At 68.0% G+C, this 18,648-nt stretch carries 13 protein-coding genes; 7 read left to right on the top strand and 6 right to left on the bottom strand.

Annotation, left to right across the window (positions count from 1 at the left end):
- Positions 1 to 87: 87 nt before the first annotated feature.
- Positions 88 to 1,314: an acyl-CoA dehydrogenase family protein gene (locus tag NBW77_RS03095; protein WP_131744695.1), complete on the top strand. Its 1,227-nt coding sequence runs from the start codon at positions 88 to 90 to the stop codon at positions 1,312 to 1,314.
- A gap of 50 nt (positions 1,315 to 1,364) precedes the next feature.
- Positions 1,365 to 2,246, top strand: a complete 882-nt coding sequence (locus NBW77_RS03090; protein ID WP_131744696.1) for a class II aldolase/adducin family protein — start codon at positions 1,365 to 1,367, stop codon at positions 2,244 to 2,246.
- Between the two features lie 47 nt (positions 2,247 to 2,293).
- On the opposite strand, the gene NBW77_RS03085 is transcribed toward NBW77_RS03090, so the two are convergent.
- Entirely contained in the window at positions 2,294 to 2,671 is a 378-nt protein-coding gene (locus NBW77_RS03085) for a hypothetical protein (protein WP_131744697.1), read from the bottom strand.
- An 80-nt stretch (positions 2,672 to 2,751) separates the two neighbouring features.
- On the opposite strand from NBW77_RS03085, the gene NBW77_RS03080 reads away from it, so the two are divergent.
- Positions 2,752 to 3,702, top strand: a complete 951-nt coding sequence (locus tag NBW77_RS03080; RefSeq protein ID WP_131744698.1) for a hypothetical protein — start codon at positions 2,752 to 2,754, stop codon at positions 3,700 to 3,702.
- A 225-nt stretch (positions 3,703 to 3,927) separates the two neighbouring features.
- Positions 3,928 to 5,706 carry an ABC transporter substrate-binding protein gene (locus NBW77_RS03075; protein WP_131744699.1) on the top strand — a complete coding sequence of 593 codons (1,779 nt, stop codon included), beginning with the start codon at positions 3,928 to 3,930 and terminating at the stop codon, positions 5,704 to 5,706.
- Here NBW77_RS03075 and NBW77_RS03070 read toward each other — a convergent pair.
- Both NBW77_RS03070 and NBW77_RS03065 read right to left on the bottom strand, forming a co-directional pair.
- Positions 5,701 to 5,988 (bottom strand): DUF2530 domain-containing protein, encoded by a 288-nt coding sequence (locus NBW77_RS03070; protein WP_349816948.1) that lies wholly within the window; start codon positions 5,986 to 5,988, stop codon positions 5,701 to 5,703. The genes NBW77_RS03075 and NBW77_RS03070 overlap by 6 nt on opposite strands.
- Before the next feature lie 95 nt (positions 5,989 to 6,083).
- The gene (locus NBW77_RS03065; RefSeq protein ID WP_131744701.1) at positions 6,084 to 9,857 is read right to left on the bottom strand and encodes a sacsin N-terminal ATP-binding-like domain-containing protein; all 3,774 of its coding nucleotides are present in this window, start codon (positions 9,855 to 9,857) and stop codon (positions 6,084 to 6,086) included.
- Positions 9,858 to 9,930: 73 nt separating this feature from the next.
- Here NBW77_RS03065 and NBW77_RS03060 point away from each other — a divergent pair, with 73 nt between their 5' ends.
- The 3 genes from NBW77_RS03060 to purM all read left to right on the top strand — a co-directional run bounded on the left by NBW77_RS03060 (position 9,931) and on the right by purM (position 13,990).
- A complete protein-coding gene (locus NBW77_RS03060; RefSeq protein WP_242605473.1) occupies positions 9,931 to 10,707 on the top strand; it encodes a sterol carrier family protein in 777 nt (258 codons plus the stop codon).
- Between the two features lie 278 nt (positions 10,708 to 10,985).
- Entirely contained in the window at positions 10,986 to 12,788 is a 1,803-nt protein-coding gene (gene purF / locus NBW77_RS03055) for an amidophosphoribosyltransferase (RefSeq protein WP_131744703.1), read from the top strand.
- Positions 12,785 to 13,990 (top strand): phosphoribosylformylglycinamidine cyclo-ligase, encoded by a 1,206-nt coding sequence (gene purM, locus NBW77_RS03050; RefSeq protein ID WP_131744704.1) that lies wholly within the window; start codon positions 12,785 to 12,787, stop codon positions 13,988 to 13,990. The genes purF and purM overlap by 4 nt, the downstream gene beginning before the upstream one ends.
- Positions 13,991 to 14,096: 106 nt before the next feature.
- Here the strand turns inward: purM and NBW77_RS03045 are convergent, their stop codons facing one another.
- The 3 genes from NBW77_RS03045 to NBW77_RS03035 all read right to left on the bottom strand — a co-directional run bounded on the left by NBW77_RS03045 (position 14,097) and on the right by NBW77_RS03035 (position 18,469).
- Positions 14,097 to 14,876 (bottom strand): VOC family protein, encoded by a 780-nt coding sequence (locus NBW77_RS03045; protein WP_131744705.1) that lies wholly within the window; start codon positions 14,874 to 14,876, stop codon positions 14,097 to 14,099.
- A gap of 144 nt (positions 14,877 to 15,020) precedes the next feature.
- A complete protein-coding gene (locus NBW77_RS03040; protein WP_165485725.1) occupies positions 15,021 to 17,552 on the bottom strand; it encodes a putative bifunctional diguanylate cyclase/phosphodiesterase in 2,532 nt (843 codons plus the stop codon).
- A 716-nt stretch (positions 17,553 to 18,268) separates the two neighbouring features.
- On the bottom strand, positions 18,269 to 18,469 hold the full coding sequence (locus NBW77_RS03035) for a DUF3073 domain-containing protein (protein ID WP_131744707.1): 201 nt from the start codon (positions 18,467 to 18,469) through the stop codon (positions 18,269 to 18,271).
- Positions 18,470 to 18,648 lie beyond the last annotated feature (179 nt).

Below are 18,648 nucleotides of genomic sequence, written 5' to 3'. Positions count from 1 at the left end.
CAGGATTCCTGGTCTGCCGGACGGGTGTAACGGTAACTGCTGTGATGCCCGCCCGGCGAACCATGTTCTTCCACCGGAGGGTCACCCATGTCGAGCGCGCCGGCATCTGTTGGGCCGCCCCGCCAGGAGCTGCTGGCCGATCTGGCCGCGGAGTTCGCCACGACCGCGGCCGAACACGACCGGACAGGGACCTTTCCGGCCGCGAACCTTGTGCGGCTGCATGAGGCGGGGCTGGTCGGGCTCACCGTTCCGGTCGCCTACGGCGGCGGGGACGCGGATCTTTCGACCGTGGTCGACGTGCTCGCCGCGATCGCCCGGGGCGACCCGGCGACCGCGCTCGTTCTCGCGATGACCTATCTGGCCCACGCGCGTCCGAGCCGCGGCGCGGGATGGCCCGAGCCGGCATACGCGCGGATCGCGCGTTCCACCGTCGACGAGGGTGCGATGGTGAACCACCTGCGGGTGGAGCCGGATCTCGGTACCCCCGCACGTGGCGGGCTGCCGGCGACGACGGCCCGCTGGACGGGGGACGGCTGGGAACTCACCGGTCACAAGATCTACTCGACCGGTGCGCCGGTGCTGCGCTGGATGCTGGTGTGGGGGGCGACCGACCCGGCGTCGGACCCGGGTGCCGACAGGAGCGGGAACCCCGCCGCCCCGGACGGGCCGGTGTCCGCCGAGCCGCGGGTCGGCACCTTCCTGGTGCCGGCGGACGCCCCGGGTATCGAGATCGTCCGCACCTGGGACCACCTCGGGATGCGGGCGACCGAAAGCCATGACGTGGTCTTCGACCGGGTCTACCTGGACGCCGACGCGGCGGTCGGGCTCACTCCCGTGTCAGGGCTGCAGGATCTGGCCGCGGCGGGATCGATGATCGCCGCGTGGGGTGGTCTCGCCATCTCAGCGATCTATCTGGGGGTCGCCGAGGCCGCCCGCGACTGGCTGATCGGTTTTCTGCACGAGCGGGTGCCGTCCAACCTCGGCAAGCCGTTGGCGAGCCTGCCGCGTTTCCAGACCGCGGTAGGGGAGATCGACGTGACGCTGACGACAGCTCGGATGCTGGTCGAGACAACTGCCCGTGACGTCGATACCGGAGATGTGGCCGCGGCCGCCCGTGGCAACGCGGTGAAGTCGACGGTCACGAACGCCGCGATCAACGCGGTTGGTGCGGCGGTCGCGCTGATCGGGAACCCCGGACTGACCCGCACGAACCCGTTGGAGCGCCATTATCGGAATGTGCTGTGCGCGCGTGTGCACACCCCGCAGGACGACGCCGTCCATGCAGCGGCCGGCCGAGCCCTGCTGGTCCGTTAGTTCCTGCTGGTCCGCTGGTTATCGCCTCCTCAGGGGGAAAGGACCGAACGATGAGTATCAGTACCGCCAACATCAGTACCGGCAACATCAGTACGGAGAAGAGCGTCACCGCCGGGGAGGGCGGCCCACAGCCGGATTCGTGGGACTCGTCGAAGAACATCGTCGCGCCGTCGGTGGGCGGGGCCTGGCCGCGGCCCGAACCGTTGCGGACGACTGCCGAGGAGCGGCTGTACCGCAAGCAGCACCTGGCCGGCGCGTACCGCATCTTCGGCCAGCTGGGTCTGGGTGAGGGGCTTCCCGGTCACATCACCGCGCGTGACCCGGAGCTGCCCGGACACTTCTGGGTGAACCGCTTCGGCATCGACTTCCGGCGGATCACCGTATCCAACCTGCTGCTCGTCAACGATGCCGGAGAGATCGTCGAGGGGACCGGGCCGCTGAACACGGCCGCGTTCGCCATCCACTCCCAGATTCACGCGGCCCGTCCGGACGTCGTCGCCGCCGCGCACACGCACGCCCTGTACGGCAAGGCGCTGTCGGCGATCGGCGAGCCGCTGTACCCGATCAGCCAGGACGCGTGCGCCTTCTTCGAGGATCACGTGATCTTCGAGGACTACAACGGCGTGGTACTCGGCACGGACGAGGGGCGCCGCATCGCCGAAGCACTCGGTGAGCGCAAGCTCGCGATCCTCGCCAACCACGGGTTGCTGTCGGTCGGTACTTCGGTGGAGTCGGCCGCCTACTGGTTCATCGCCGCGGAACGCGCGGCCAAGGCCCAGCTCATCGCCTCCGCCGCCGGGAAGCTACGGGTTCTCGACGACGAGACGGCCCGTCTCACCGCCGGCCAGGTCTCCAGCGAGCTGGGCGCCCGCTGGTCCTTCGAGGCGCTCTATCAGATCATCGTCGAGGAGCAGCCCGACCTGCTCGACTGACGCCTTTTTCGCCTTGCTTTCCCCGTTTTGTGCGCAGGCCGTCCTGGTCAGTCTGTCGGATGGTGGAGTTCGGTGCGCAGCTCGTGCGCGCCGTCGGGACGGGTCGCCTCGTAGAACAGCCGCCATCCACTGTCGGCGAGTTCGACGACGCTCAGGTAGCGCAGGCCACCCGGCGGGAAGGGGGACATCGCGGCGGGGGCGTCGCCAACCGGGTGGAACCGGTCGTCCAGGAAGTGGCAGGACGCCCACAGATGCCAGCGGTCGTCCGCCCAGGCCAGCACCGGGTCCTTGACCGCGGTGTGGGTGTCGCAGGGCGCGACGGTGCGACGTGACGCCGGTTCGAAGCCGGTCGGCGACCAACGGTGTGGCGAGGTGCCGACGCGCGCGCCCAACCCACCGGCCCGGCTCGGCCGTTCCCCAGGCATTCTCCCGGACGTTCCGACGGCATTCTGTGGCAAGGTCGACACACCCGGCAGTGCCCAGGGGTCGTTGGAAGGGGCGGCGGATGCCGTTGGACGGGGCGGGGCGGTACCAGGCGCGGATCGAAAGGTATACGACGCTGGATGCCGACAAGGCATCCGAACTTGCCAGAGACATGGTTGATCTCGACAGCCGCCGGTTCCGTCCGGGTAGCCAACGCGATATTGTTCTCGGGCTGGTCAGCGTCGCCTTGCTCGTGGGCGTGGCGTTGTTGAGTGCGGACCCGGCATTGCCGTTCGCGGCGCGCCCCCGGATGCTCGCGGTCGTCCAGGCTGGGATCGTCGTTGCCTATCTGCTGCTTTCGATGACCGGGCGCTGGCCGGCGCGTGGCATGTACGAATCCCGCGTGGCGATCCAGATCTTCGAGATCCTCGAGAAGCTGAAGATGCCGGACCCACGGCCCGCCAACGACGCCGAGCGGGGACGCCTACCAGTCGAACGGTTCCGGAACGACACGGACTTCCGCTGGGAGATCGCGGTGGACCTGGAGCGTGCGGCAGTGGTCGTGGAGCGCATCCCTCTCGCATCACGCAGACTTGCCCCGGTCATACGCGCGGAGGTTTTCCGGTTGAGCCGGGCGAAGGCCGACGGCCTGCGGGAACTTCAGCGCTGGACGGTCAGACCGTTGGATTCCACCTTCACGGACCTGGCAGCCCAGTTGAACCTGGCCTTGGAGCTGCTTGTCGACGGACGATGGTACGAATTACCGGAGGCCGAGATCGCATTGGTGACGGCGCGATCGCGGCTACGATGGTTGGCGATCATCGCGATGGCGATGGTGGCCGTGGCGGGAGTGGTTGTCCTGACGGCGTTCTCCACGACGATCGGCCCGGCGGCTCCCGTGCTGAGTACCCTTGCCGGTGTCATCGGCGTCGGGGTGCTGCACAAGGCGGGCCTCTCTCCGGCAATGCTCGGGCAGTACGTGGGCGTGAGTACCTCGTTTCCGGGGGAAAGCCCGCGACCTGAGCGGCCGTGACGTTTGTCGGTCCGCAGTCACCAGTTGGTCTGTAGTGATACTGCCGACTCGGGGTTGCGAACGAGTGGGAGTATTCCGCCGTTTTCGCCTGCCCGGTGGTCGGGAAAACGTCACCGGCGCATCGGCCGCCTGGGCGACACGTGATAATCCCCGAGGATGCGCGGGCCGTAGGGGTGCGGGTGCCCTGGCCGGGAACGCGGGCGGCGGAGTAGGGAGCGCAGAGGAATGGCAGCGGACGTGGACAGCCTGCCGGCGGGGACGGACGCGCCGGGCGGTGGTGGGAACGGCCGGAGCCTTCTGGCGTCCTTTGTCGATGATCATCGATCGTGGGCCACGATCATAATAGCGATCTCGATTGTTGGTTGTATCGCTCTGGGATGGCTGGTCAGGAGTCCGGTCTCCGCGCCGGGATGCGTGCGGGTAAAGCCGGTCACGAAGTTGCTGCCGGCCGAGACCTGGGTCGGGCAGGTCGGGACCCAGTGCATCGGATTCAGCGATGGCGGGTACCGGTTCGGCACCGCCGACGCAGGCCTGAACAGCCTCTTCGATGACATCGCCACACAGAATGCGGCGGTCGTCGCGTCGGGGCTTCCCGTGTTCACGGTCATTGTCGCCACGCCGCTGACCGGTATCGGTTCCACCGGTCTGGATATTGCGCCGCAGACCCTGGGACAGGGCGGGGTGAACGAACTGCGCGGCGCGACGCTCGCGCAGGAGGCGTGGAACGCCGCGGCGACGAACGGTAAGACAGAGGTCAAAGTACGGACGGGTATCCGGCTGTTGGTCGCGAACGTCGGTTGGCAGTCGAACGAGGCATACACGGTCGCCCGGCACGTCGATCTCGCGGCTCAGCAGGATCATCGACTGGTGGGGGTGCTCGGTTTCTTCCAGAGCGTGGCTCCGGCGGAGCGCGCGGTGGACTTCCTGAACCAGAATACCCGGATCCCGATCGTCTCCTCGACCGCCTCCGACGACGCCTTGACCGCGCCGGACGGGTCGGGGGGGCGCACCTACCCCTGGTATTTCCGGATCGGACCGACGAACCGGGCGGAGGCGCAGGCGATTGTCGACGCCCTGAAAAACAAAAGAATCCCGGAGGTTTCCGGCGATGTACCGCTGCGTCCGTTGATCGTGAAATCCGCACCCGCGAAAGATCGGCAGGACAAATATAGTGACAACCTGGCCCAGGATATAAAGGAATCGCTGCAGGGTCTGCCGGATGTTGTGAAGCCACCGGTCATCGTCCCTTTTCCCGGGTCCGGAGACGCTACTACGAGACCGACGGACTCCAGCGGCACCACCGAAAGGGAACTCCTGGTGCAGGCCCTGGACGACCAGTGCAAAGATCCGCGAGAACTCCCAAACCTTCTTTTCTACACGGGTCGAACCACCAGTGTCAACATTCTGCTTCGAGCACTCGACGGATCGAGTTGCGGAAGGGGGAATCCCGCAATGCCGATCATCGCCGGGGACGATGCGGTGGAGCTTGAGACCGAAACCGAGGAGATCGACTCGAGCGGCACCGGTGATCATCCGTTCTACTTCGCCGATTTCGGCCCCTTCCGACCCGACGAGATTCCGGCGGTATATCCAGCGGAGTATGCGAAGACGCCGATCCCGGATATGTGGAAACAACAGCTTGACCGAATTCGGCATTCACTGATCTCCGGCCATGTCATGCTGGCGTTCGACGCCTCACTGCTTCTCATCTACAAATTCAACGACGCCCTCATCAACCCGTTATCGGTAGGCCTGTCCGCCGACCAGGGAGCCCAGACGCTGAGAGCGGAACTCAAGGATGCCCTGGGAAGCGTTTGCGGACCCGGCGCCGTCCCCGGGGCCAGCGGTTACCTCGATTTCGACCGGTACGGTGACGCGAAGAACAGGCCGGTCGTCATCCGCAAGCTGGATCTCCGTAACGGAACCTTCACCGCCCGCACCTCAGTGGACCGGTTCGGTTTGTTCAGCCGACCCGCCGACGTGTCGAACTGTCCGAGGTCATGACCCTGCCCGACCCGGAACCTCCGGTTGTCGTAAGGGGGACGCCCGCCGCCGCAGCCGGTTGCGGCGGCGGGCGGTCGTCCAGATACCGATCAGACCCAGCACCCCGCCGACGGCCGCGGTCGCGATCCACCACAGGTGGCCGTCATCGCGGAGATCACCCCAGAAGGGCAGCATGACGACCAGGGCGACCAGCCACAGGATCGTGCCGATGGTTACCGACATGACGCCGTCATAGGGCAGCGGATCTAGCTCCCGGCGTGCGGCCGGCGGTGTCGTGCCCACTGATGACCGCTCCTCTCCCATCGGTTCCCGCCTGTCGGTTCCCGCCTGTCGGTTCCCGCCTGTCGGTTCCCGCCTGTCGGTTTCTGTCTGTCGGTTCAGGAGTCGTCGAGGTCGGATTCGGCCTGACGCTGATCTTCACCGGCAGGGTCGCGTAGGGCCTCGGCGATGGCGTGCCTGCGGTCCCAGGTGCCGGCGTGCCAGGCCAGGGCCCGGGCCAGCGCGTTCGTCCCGGCGCCCGCGTCGACGTGGATCTCCCCGCCGATGCCACCGACCACCCGCCACGGGACGGGCGTGGGCTCGCCGTCGACATCCGCCACGAGCAGGCGTGCATGGGACAGGTACGGCGTACCGTCCGGCGCGGTGCGTTCCTCGGGCATATCACCATCTTCCGCCGCCGCTGGAATGACATCGCAGTCGCCCAGGGACGACGCGAACGGCACCCCTAGCACGAGGGAGGCCTCGGCGGCCCGGTCCAGCGGCATGCGCAGCGCGCTTCGGCCCTTACCGAGCAGCGGCGACAGGTCCGGCGCATCCAGGATCACGGCGTCCGCCGTCCGCACCACCCCGTCCGGCGTGCGCACGGTCAGCGGCGGGTCGATGCTGGTCGCCCGGTCACCGGGGTCACCGGGGTCGCGAGGGAGCGCGGCGACGGCATCCACCGCGGCCATGTAGAGGACACGCGCAGCCGGCCATGGCACCTCACGGTCGGTGTCGCCGAGCCGGTCGAGCAGGTCGAGCACCGCGTCCGGGTCGCCCAGGACGTCGGAGAGCGTGAGCCTGCAACCGAGCCGGCGCAGCAGGTCGACGTCCACCCCGGACAGCGGGGCCGCCGGCGCGAACAGCCCGTCGAGCAGCGGGTCCGCGCCGGGCAGGGCCAGCTCCGGCGGCGGTAGGAGCGTCGCCGATTCCGCGACTGGTAGCAGCGCGTGCCGCGACAGCCACCAGCGTGTGTATGACGTGTCCACATCGTCGTCGGAGCCGGCTGACCGGCCGGCCTGCCTGACCTGGCCGGAGTGCAGGATGATGTTCCGCAACGGCGGTCGGGCCAGTTCCGCGAGCGCCTCGGGCCACCGTGGCGGATCGACGAGTTCCAGGTCGCGGACGGCGGTGAAGGTCTCCACGACAGGCGGCACGCCAGGCCCGGCGCCGACGGGAGCGCCACTGGGTTCGGCCGAGAGGCGTGCGGTCAGCTCCTCCACCCAGGTGTCGCTGTCGTCCAGGTCGAGTAGTACGGGTTCGTCCGGGTCGAGCCGGACGTCGGCGGCGCGCAGCACGGCAAAGGTTCGCAGCACCCCGACCGCTTCCAGCACCCGCGTCGGCCATGCCTGCGCGACGTCGTCCGCGAGAACCCGAAACGGTGCGTCCGCCGCAAGCACCTGATCAAGCGGGCCGTCGGCGATCAGAAGCTCACCGGCGGGGCTGAAATCACCGTCGGTGTCGGGAAGCAGCAGGTCGGCGAGCCACGGCAGCTCACCGACAGCGTTCGCGCCACCGAAGTCGGCGTCCCGCACCAACGCGAGGACGGCCGTGGCCAGCATGCGCACGGCGTCGGGGCCGACGTCCGGATCGATGTCGCTGATGGCATCGGAAACCGACCCGTCGCGCAGCACGCCCGCGGGGGTTCCTTCGACCGCGCCGAGGGTGCGCAAAGTATCGCGGGCCGCACCCGTACACGCGTCCGGGTGCACGACCCGCAATGGCAGGCCGGAGGTCACCAGCGCGACCACGTCCAGATCGGGGGTGGGGAGTAGCACCCCGCGTGGGCCGGTGACCACCCGGACCCCGAGGTTCCCGCCCCGGCCGTCCGTATCCGTGGACGTGGACGTGGACGTGGGCGTGGACGTGGACGTGGACGTGGGCGTGGCTATGTTCGTGTGAGCGTCCGAGTCCATGGGGGACGCGGCCAGCGGGACGGGCAGCGCACCGAGTGCGTCCCGGTCGGGAGCGCCCGCGAGCGCCGCGTACACCTGTGCCCACCAGACCGGTGGCCGGCGCAGCTCGGAGAGGATCTCGACAACCCCGGCGGTGTCGAGGCGCCGGACTCCGAGTGTGTCCAGCGCCGGACGCCAGCGCCGGGCGGCGTAGGCGGTGGGCAGCAGACCGTCTACGGCTCCACCCTGCTCGTCGGCGCGGCCATCAAGGTCATCGTCAACGGGCAGGGCGTCACCGTCCGCAAGCACCGTCCCGCCGTTGTCGGGAACACCTCCGCCGGGTTCGGCGCTGTTGGCCGGAGCCGCGAGCAGCACGGTGACCGGATCGGTGGCCGGGCCGAGGTCGCAGACGACGCAGTCGGACCCTCGGTGCCCTCCGGGCAGCATCGGCGCATCCGGAAGAAGCCTGCGCAAAGCGTCCCGGAGCCTCGCGTCGACATCGCCGGACGGTAGCCCGGTTGGGACGAGCTCGAGCGCCGCCAGTGGGGAAAGCACAGGTGGACGCTGCATTCCCGCCGGTTTCCGTCCTGAAGCGATCAGGTCGAACAGATCGGGAACGGCCGTCTCCGGACGCGCGGGATCGGCCGTCTGCGGTGCTTCGGTCCCCGCAATGCCGTCAGTGACCTGCATGGCGTCACCGCGGCGAGCCGGCGGGACATCCGACGCAGGCAGCCCGCCCGTGCCGAGGTCGACAGCAAGGTCGACAACCACGTCGGCGAGCCGGTCCACCAGCCAGTCGCGCAACGGACCCGCGACGGTGTGTCGGCGGGATGGCTCGAGTGGCAGGCCCACGCTGACCAGCACCGGCAACGACAGCGCCTCGTCGGTCGGCTGCGGTGCGCGGACGAGCGTGGGGACGCCGTCCGGCCAGCCACCCTCGCAGACCATGGCCCGTGCCTCGTACCCGGTGCGGGCACGCTCCTCCACCGGCCGGTCGGCAAGCAGCTCCGGTGGGATCACTCCGCGCCGCACCCGGCCCAGCCAGCGTCTGCCGTCCAGGAGGGCGATCTCGATATCGGGCCCGGGGCTCGTCCATGCACAGGTCAGTGTGTTCCGCGAGTCGTCGACCACAACGGTGATCTCAGCAAGGCCGGGCATGACGAGTGGCAGAGTCGGGTCGAGACCCTCGAGGAGGTTGCGGGCCAGGGATGCGGCGTCCGCGTCGCGCAGCGGTAGCCGGACCACGGTGTCGTAACCGTCAGGTGGCGGCGCCGCGTCCACCAACGAGTACGGCAGGCGCAGCACGGGGACGGCGTCGTCTCGGCGGGCCAGTTCGGCGTCGACGGCCGGCACGTCGAGCGCTCTGATCGCGTCGATGGTTTCCCGCTGCGACCAGCGGACTCCGTGACCAGCGTCCCGACCGCCCGGGATGCCTGAAACAACCGAAGTATCGGGGATGTCCGGGTTGCCCCGTGACACGATCGACGGGGTGTCGCTGACAGCCAGGACCGCGGCGAAACCGACCCCGAAGCGACCGAGAGCAGCGGTGTCACGCTTGGCCGAGGCGCGCAGGGTGGACAGCGACTCGACTCCGGCCGCGGACAGCCGTGCCCCGGTGTTGGCGATCTCCAGAATGCCTTCGCGCCAGTTACCAGCAGGGTCGTAGCCGCTGGTCAGGGTCATCAGGACCCGGCAGGGGACGGCTGCGACACGGGCCGCGTCCACCGCGTTCTGGAGCAGTTCGACTACGAGCCGGTCACGGTAGGCGCCGCGGGCCGCGTCCTCCTCGGCGTTCGCGTCCTCGCGGAAACGTGCCGGGGATGCGGCCCATGCGTCGAGGACCCGGCGTCGGATTGCGGCCGTCCCGAACGGATCGTCCAGCTGGTCGAAGGTGGCGCGCTCATGATCGTCATTGCGTCGCTGGAGGCCTTCGGGGTCAGCCGGCGTGTCGCCGGTCCCGGCGGCCACAATCACGTTCCCGTACGGCTGCGTGTCCATCGTCCCATCCTCCTCTTCGAGCGCCGTTCGAAGGGAGAGCAGATGCCGTGCCGTCCGAAGCGGATAAATTCCGGTGGTGTCGACAGCTCGTCATGATGATCCGAAGCTGGTGTCGGCGGTGGTCGGCCAGTGGGAACGGGTCGCGGACGGGGTGGACGCGCTCACCGACGAGGCGTTCGCGCAGCCGAGCAGGCTGCCCGGCCGGACCGTCGCGGACCTGGTCGGCCAGATCGTCAGATCCGTGTCGGCGTTGTCCGATGCGATCGCTCACCCGGACCCTCCCCCGTCCCCGCCTGCCGTCGCCGTCACGTTGGCCGACTACCTGTCCGGGGTCCTCGGTGTGGGTGTGGGTGCGGGCGTGGGGGCCGAGATGACCGCGGAGATGACCGCGGAGACGGCCCGGACGCGGCTACGTGGTTGTGTTGTGGCTGCGGCATCTGGACTCGACGGCGCCGACCCGCGGCGCCAGGTAGTGACTCCGGCCGGTGTGATGCGGCTCGGGGAGTTCCTGGGCGCTCAGGTGGCGGAGGGCGTCGTCCACGGCATCGACCTGGGGGGCGAGCCCGTCCGGGACGCGTTGCGACTGGCCGTCAGGACGTTCACCGGTCTGCTCGTCGCACGTGCCCCGGGGCGTTCGGTCGAGGTGCGGATACCGCCGTTCACCGCGGTACAGGTCGTCGAGGGTCCGCGCCACACCCGTGGTACCCCGCCGAACGTGGTCGAAATCGACCCGGTGACATTTGTCGAGGTCACGGTTGGCCGGGTGGGCTGGGCGGATGCGGTGACGGACGGTCGAGTGCGGGCCAGCGGCGCCCGCGCCGATCTGCGTCCCTACCTACCGCTGTTCTAAGCCGTCGTTCTAGGCCGCTTCGTTCGGTTTCGGAACGTTTTATCCGATCTTTGGGTATCTGTCCGTGGTTCGCGGCGGCGCTGGCGACCTTCGTGTTCGAAGATGTTGTACGTGTGCTGCATGTGCTCGAGGCACTACCCGAATCGGACATGGCCGTGACGTCCCGGATGAGTTGGAGATCGACGGGTGTCGGGAGGGCTCGCGCTGCTAGCGTGGACGCCGGACCAGTACAAACGACGTCCCAAGGAGCTGTGTTGCCCGACGTCGGCGACTGTTCGATGTCCCCCCCTGTCCGTCCGGCGGCAACCCCCGAAACTGCGGACGTCCCCCGTGTCATCGCGCGGCGTACGGACGTTCGGTGCCCGAGCGCCGAGGACTGGACGTCCGAGTACGAGGATGATCCGGGTCCGAGGGACGCCTGCGGGGTGTTCGGCGTGTGGGCGCCGGACGAGGATGTCGCGAACCTTACCTACTACGGACTGTATGCGTTGCAGCACCGAGGCCAGGAGGCCGCGGGTATCGCGGTTGCCGACGGCCGGACCGTCCTCGTCTTCAAGGAGCTGGGGCTTGTCGCCCAGGTCTTCGACGAGGTGACGTTGGCAAGCCTGTCCGGTCACGTTGCCGTCGGGCATACCCGTTACTCGACGACAGGGTCGTCGACCTGGGAAAACGCCCAGCCGTCCTACCGGTCGTCGCGGGGTGGGGGCGCGGTGGCGCTCGGCCACAACGGGAACCTCACGAACACCGTCAAGCTGGCCGCCGACCTCGTCGACACCGGGCAGGGCCGGATCCGGGCGACAACCGACTCGGATCTGATCACGGCCATGCTGGCCGCGCATTCCGGCCCGACGCTGGAAGAAGCGGCCATGGACGTGCTGCCTCGGCTGGACGGCGCGTTCTCGCTGGTGTTCTGTGACACCTCGATCCTCTACGCCGCCCGTGACACGCATGGCGTGCATCCGCTGGTCCTGGGCCGGCTCGGCGGGGACGGACCGGATTCGGGCTGGGTCGTGGCGAGCGAGACCGCTGCTCTCGACATCGTCGGCGCCGGTTTCGTCCGCGAGGTCGAACCCGGTGAACTGGTCATCATCGACGCGGGTGGCCCCAGGTCACGTCGGTATGCGCCGGCGACACCGCATGGATGCCTGTTCGAGTACGTCTACCTGGCCCGTCCGGACACCACGATCGCCGGCCGTTCCGTGCACGCGACCCGCGTCGAGGTCGGCCGGACCCTCGCCCGGGAAGCGCCGGCGGACGCCGATCTCGTGATCGGGGTGCCGCAGTCCGGCGTTCCGGCTGCGGTCGGATTCGCCGAGGCCAGCCACATTCCCTATGGCGAGGGGCTGGTGAAGAACTCCTACGTGGGACGGACGTTCATCCAGCCGTCACAGACCATCCGCCAGCGCGGCATCCGCCTGAAGTTGAACCCGCTGCGTGACGTCATCGACGGTCGCCGGCTTGTGGTCGTGGACGATTCGATCGTGCGCGGCAACACCCAACGGGCACTGGTGCGGATGCTGCGTGAGGCCGGCGCTACCGAGGTGCACGTACGGATCTCCTCGCCGCCGGTGCGTTGGCCGTGCTTCTACGGCATCGACTTCGCCACCCGCGCCGAACTGATTGCGAACAGTGCCTCCATTGAGGAGATCCGCGAGTCGCTGGGGGCTGATTCCCTGGCTTACGTGTCACTGGACGGACTGGTCGAGGCTTCCCGTCAACCGGCCGGGAAGCTCTGCCGGGCCTGTTTCGACGGTGTCTACCCGGTTCCGTTGCCGCACGTGGATCATCTCGGCAAGTACCTGCTGGAAGATCCTCAGGACGGCGAACCGGCCGCTGGTGCTCAGGCTGTCGTTCCCGCGGGTGTCCTGCCCGAGGAAACTTTTGCGGACGAGATCACGATGGGTCTGAACGGCGCCGCCCCGTCCGCGGACGATTTCCTTTCCGGTGACCGTACCGATCTTTCTGGTGACTGTGACGGTTCGGACCTGTCGACGCGGGCCGAAGTCGGGTCCGACCCGGGGGGAGCGGACTCCTCGTCGGTGCCGGTCGGCAGCGTCATCCCGGCGGTGCGGCAACGATGAGCGTTTCGTCGACCGGCCCGAACGGTTCGACCTCCTACCTGGACGCGGGCGTCGACATCGATGCCGGGGAGCGGGCGGTCGCGCTCATGCGTGGGCATGTCGCTCGGGCCACCCGCCCCGAGGTGGTCGGAACGCTCGGGGGTTTTGCCGGGCTGTTCGCCCTCGACGTCACCCGTTACCGGCGCCCGCTGCTGGCCTCGTCGACCGACGGCGTCGGTACGAAGATTGCTCTTGCGCGGGCTGTCGGCCGGCATGACACGGTCGGCGTCGATCTGGTCGCGATGGTCGTGGACGACCTGGTGGTCTGCGGTGCGGAGCCGCTGTTCCTGCTTGACTACATCGCCTGTGGCGCGGTCATCCCGGAGCGTGTCGCTGCGATAGTCGCCGGAATCGCGGACGGTTGTGAGCAGGCTGGTGCCGCACTTGTCGGCGGTGAGACCGCCGAGCATCCCGGTCTGATGGGCGCGGACGACTACGATCTTGCCGCGACCGGTGTCGGTGTTGTGGAGGCGGATGCGCTCCTGGGCCCGCAACGGGTGCGGGGCGGTGATGTGGTGGTTGCGATGGCCTCGTCCGGCCTGCACTCCAACGGCTACTCCCTGGTACGTCATGCGCTGTTCGGCCCGGTCGACCCCGACGGACCAGGTGGTGTGTCGCCGGCGGGGTGTGCCGCGCTGGCCCGCCACGAGGACGGTCTGGGGATGACTCTTGGCGAGGCGCTGCTTGTCCCGACACGGATCTACGCCCGCGACTGCCTGGCGCTCGCCGCCGCTGTGGACGTCCACGCCTTCGCGCACGTTACCGGCGGTGGGCTCGCGGCCAACCTGGCCCGAGTGATTCCCACCGGCATGACTGCTCGCCTGGACCGCTCCACCTGGACCCCACCGCCACTGTTCGGACTGATAGCCGGGCGTGGTGGTATCCCCAGAGTCGAAATGGAACGGACGTTCAACCTCGGAGTGGGGATGGTCGCGGTGCTTGCCGAGCGTGACGCATCGGCCGCCCTCGACCTTCTCGCCGTCCGCGGGGTACCCGCCTGGATCCTCGGTGATGTCGTCGGTGACAGCGTCACCGATGATGCTGCCAGCACTGATGGCACTGATAGCACTGATGGCACCGATGGCCGCGATGACGGCGCAGTGGACAGTGCCGCAGGGGAGGTACGGGCCCGACTGGCAGGTGATCATCCTTCTGTCGGGTGACCCTCCCGGTGGGTGATCTCCCCGGGATGTTCCGGGAGGATCACCCATCAGGATCCGTTCTCGACTTCACGTGTCCAACTGGGCGCGTGTAGTCAGGTACATTCGGTCAGGTCGACGGTTCGCTCATTGCGATCACCGAGAATGCTGCGCCCTGAGGGTCGTTGAGCACGGCGAATCGGCCCACCTGGATTGTCGTCGGCGGTACCGAGATCTTTCCACCGAGATCCTCGGCCTTGGCCGCGGCCGCATCCGTGTCGGTCACCGCGAAGTAGACCATCCAGTGGGACGGGACCCCGGCGGGCCACTGCTCGTTCATTTTGATCATGCCGCCGATGGACTTGCCGTCCAGCTTCCACTCGGTGTATTCGACGTCGTTGATCGAATTGGTTTCGGCACCCCATCCGAAGACGTTGCTGTAGAAGTTCTTGGCCGGTTCGATCGAGCGGGTGGCGAGTTCGTTCCAGCAGAAGGCCCCGGGCTCGTTGACAAGCTGCGCTCCGGCGTGGGCCCTGGGCTGCCATACCGAGATCGCCGCTCCCACCGGGTCGAGCAGGACGGCCATCCTGCCGACGTCCAGTACGTCCATCGGAGCCATGAGCACGGTCGCGCCGGCCGCTGTCGCGGCGGCCACGGTCGCGTCGGCGTCCGCAACCGAGATGTAGGTCGACCATGCCGGAGGCTGATCGGTGTTGAAAAGTGGCCCGACCCCGGCAACCCACTTGCCGTTGAACTGGAACATGGTGTAACCGCCGGCTTCCGGTTGTGGTGCCTTGTGCGCCTCCCAGCCGAACAGCGCGCCGTAGAACTCGGTGGATGCGTCAAGATCCGGGCTGCCGAGGTCGACCCAACTGGGTGTTCCCGGGGCATAGCTTGTTATTTCCACCATGGTTTCCTCCTGCGATCGGACGGACACCGGAAGAGTAGGCGTACCGACCGACAATTTCCGTCTGTGCGGTCACCGTCGTGCGTCGGGGCGTGCCGATCCCGTGTGCCGATCCCGTGTGCCGATCCCGTGTGTCGTCGAGCGGGCTCAGGCGGGGCTGGTGGGGCGGCGACGGCGAAGCGGCAGGATTCGAGCGTTCGTGCCGACGGCCAGCTGCGGGGCGGACGCGGTGTCCCGCAGTCGGCTGGTCAGCTCCGTCAGCGGCATCGCCGCGCCGATGTGCAGGCCCTGCGCGAAGTCGCAGTGCAATGCGGCCAGCGCCTCCATCAGCTCGACGGTCTCCACACCCTCGGCCACCACCCGCAGGTTGTGGGTGTGCGCGAGGTGGATCGTGGCTGCGACGATCGCCGCGTCGCTCTGTTCGACCAGCAGCTTGCGGACGAAGCTCTGATCCACCTTGACCTCGTCGAGCACACGCTCCTGTAGCAGGGTCAGGGACGAGAATCCGGTGCCGAAGTCATCGACCGCGATTCGGACGCCGATCTCCCGGAGCCGGGCCAGCAGCCCGTGGGCCATCCGCTTGTCCGCCATCATCGCGGTCTCGGTGATCTCCAGGGTGAGCGCGGACGCCGGGACGTTGTGCTTCACCAGCAGCTTGGCGACTTCTCCTGGAAGTTCGGTGTTGAGGAGGTTGCGGGCCGAGAGGTTCACCGACAGTGTGAGGTCGAAACCGCTGGCCCGCCAGCCGGCACAGGCTACCAGCGCCTGCTCCAGGATCACCCTGGTGAAGTCCTGCACCAGCCCGGACTGTTCGACCGCGGGCACGAACGTCTCGGGGGTGAGCATCCCCCGCCGCGGGTGGTTCCAACGGACGAGCGCCTCGACGCCGCTGATCCGACCTGTCCGGAGCTCGACCTGGGGCTGGTAGTTGAGTACCAGCTCGTTCCCGTTGATTGCGGACCGTAGTTCCGCGATGAGTGCGAGACGTTCGAGCGAGGAGTCGTCGTCGCCATCGAACCGCCGCCACCGGGGGTGGGAATGTTTTGCCTGGTACATGGCGATGTCGGCGTGTTGCAGCAGTTCTTCGCCGGTGATGCCGTCGTCCGGGTAGCAGGCGAGGCCGACGGAGGCCTCGACCGCGAGCGGCATACCGTCCAGGACGACGTCGCGGCAGAGCACGTCGGCCAGTTCGGCGGCGACCGTTTCAGCCTGACCGGGATTGTCGATACCGGTGACGAGAACGGCGAACTCGTCACCGCCGAACCGCGCGACCACGTCATCGTCTCGGACACTGCGGCGTAGCCGTTCGGCGATGGCCTGGAGCACACGGTCACCGGCGCTGTGTCCGAGGGTGTCATTTATAATCTTGAAGCGGTCAAGGTCGATCATGAGAAGGCCGGTGCATCCACCTGCGAGTGCCTGCCGTTCGAGCTCGGCGGCGGCCCTGGTCATCAACAGCCGGCGGTTGCCGAGTCCGGTCAGCCAGTCGTGTCCGGCGTCATGGGCCTGTTCCTGTGCCTGCCTGCGGGTGCGAGCATCCAACCGGGCGTGCACAAGGGCGCGGGAGACCGCATGGGTGAAAGCGGCCAGCACCTGGTCCTCATGCTCATGCCAGACCACAGCTCGGTCGAAGGTCAACGTGAGGACGCCGATCTGCTGCTCACCCGCGAGGAGCGGGGTGGTGACCTCCCGGACTCGACGCGACAGTCGGCGGGGGCGGCGGCCCGGTGCTGTCGGTTCCTGCCTCGGGCGCCGATTGCCCGCCGTCGGGGCGTCGGTTGTCGCTGGGATGTCGGTTGCCGTCGCGGTGTCCAACGCGGTCAAGGTATCCAATGGCGGCCGGGTGTCCATGGCTGGCCGGGTATCCATGGATGCCTGCGGGGGAGGCCACACGGTCAGGGTGGGGTAGTCCGTTTCGAAGAGCGTTGCCGCGCCGCGTCCGGCGATCTCGATGATCGCGAGTTCGTCCCCGTGGATGAGCTCGTGTGACATGGCGTTGATCTCGTTCCAGTGGCTGTGTTCCTCCAACGACCGCAGTTTGAGCCGGTAGAGGATGCCCAGGCCAGCCGCGGCGAGCGGAAGCACAGGCAGGGCGAGCGGGCTGGTGTACCCGACGACGACCACTGCCAGGCCGAGCGCGGTGTTGGCGACCGCTGACGGGAACCGCGGAGTCTCGAGATCTTCCGGACCTCCGCCGGCGCGGAAAAACCAGTATCTGGGCGGAATCCGGGTCGACACCGCGTAGGCGGCGGCCGCGACGGCCGCCGCGGCGAACGCTCGTACGTCCGGGAACATCACCAGTGGGTCACGGCCCCCCGCGATCGCGGATGCGGCCAGGACGCCGATCCCCGTGCTCGTGGTGACCACAGCTGTCCGCAACAGCGCCCGGCGTGGCCTGCGTCCAACGGCGAGGCGCGGGGCGAGGGCTGCAGGAAGGCTGAGCAGTACGACCCACGGGCCCGGTACCAGGGCGAGCGCAATGATCAGGGAGGCCTCCCCGAGGTCCAGGCACTCCTTGGTTCCGCCGGCACGGCGGACCACCATGGGTAGCTGGCCGAGTGCCAGCACCGGTAAGGCCAGGGCGAAGGCCTCCAAGACGGGCCGATCGCTGTGTGCCGCAAGGCCCGCCGTCACGATCACAATCATGGTCACGGTCGCGACGGATGTGAGGGAAACCATGCGGCGAAGCGCCGAGGGCGTGCGAGAACAGCGGAACCTGCCGCTACCTTGGGTAGCACCGTCGAATGGTTCCCGGGGGGCGGACGGCGGCTTCGTGGACATGTGGCCGGCCCCCGTCTCGACCTTGCGGGCAACACACCGATGCCCGTCAGTAGCCTTCTCGTAGGCTCACACGCTCTGGTCGAGACCTACTTGGACAGAACGGTCGGCATCAGGTGTCGGCCGGACGAGGTCCGACAGCGATGCGACTCCGCCAGTCTGCCACGTGTATCGGTCGAGTCCGTACCGACCGGGAGGGTTGGCGCGAGCGACACGCATCGTGCCATAGGCCACATGAGGGTCGGCGCAATCGGTGGATCACGTTCGGCATCAGGGTCCACAGTCGACAACGGCGCGAGGGAAGTAGTCGACGACGTCGAACATCACGCCACGCCACGGCGTGTCCCCCGGATCTTTACGGGGACCTACCACGCCCAGACGACGTCCGGCTGTGTTGTCGTCGGTCCGGATGGAACACTGCTATCCGGACCTCCTCCACCTTGCCGGCTCGCCGCCTGGATCAGGGCCTACCACGTCGCTTCGCGACGCGGTAGGAACCCCGGTAGCGCTCGCCAACCTCCAGGAGACAGTCCCTGGCGATGGTGTGGAGCCCGCAGACCTGCAACCATGTCTGCGTTCTGGCGGGTTTGCTGCCCTTGTTGCCACTGCCATTACTGCTACCGCCGACCGGTGTCGTCGTCCTCGTCGGCGTAGTCGTACTCGTAGGGATCATCTGAGTACGAATCGTCCGCGGTGTCTTCTCGCGCACTACCGGCACCCAGATCGGCTTTCAGCCGATCAAGGTCCATGTTGGGCGAGTTGTACTTGAGCTCGCGGGCGACTTTCGTCTGCTTGGCCTTCGCTCGGCCGCGCCCCATGGCTCGACCCCCTCGAACATGACGACGGGGACCCGCCCCGGTGCTCTCGTTATCTCGTGCCTCCAGAGACTACAGGGATCGCGGGCTCCTCGGCACGCCAACCCGACAGTTATCGGGCCGCAGGGCGATCGTGGTGAGCGATGCGTGATCTGAATCACAGATCGAAATCCGAAATCGGT

It is taken from the genome of Frankia sp. Cppng1_Ct_nod (genome assembly GCF_920656135.1).
Classification (GTDB): domain Bacteria; phylum Actinomycetota; class Actinomycetes; order Frankiales; family Frankiaceae; genus Protofrankia; species Protofrankia meridionalis.
The sequence above is the reverse complement of the archived record's forward strand: the minus strand, read 5'-3'. Positions and strand labels throughout refer to the sequence as shown.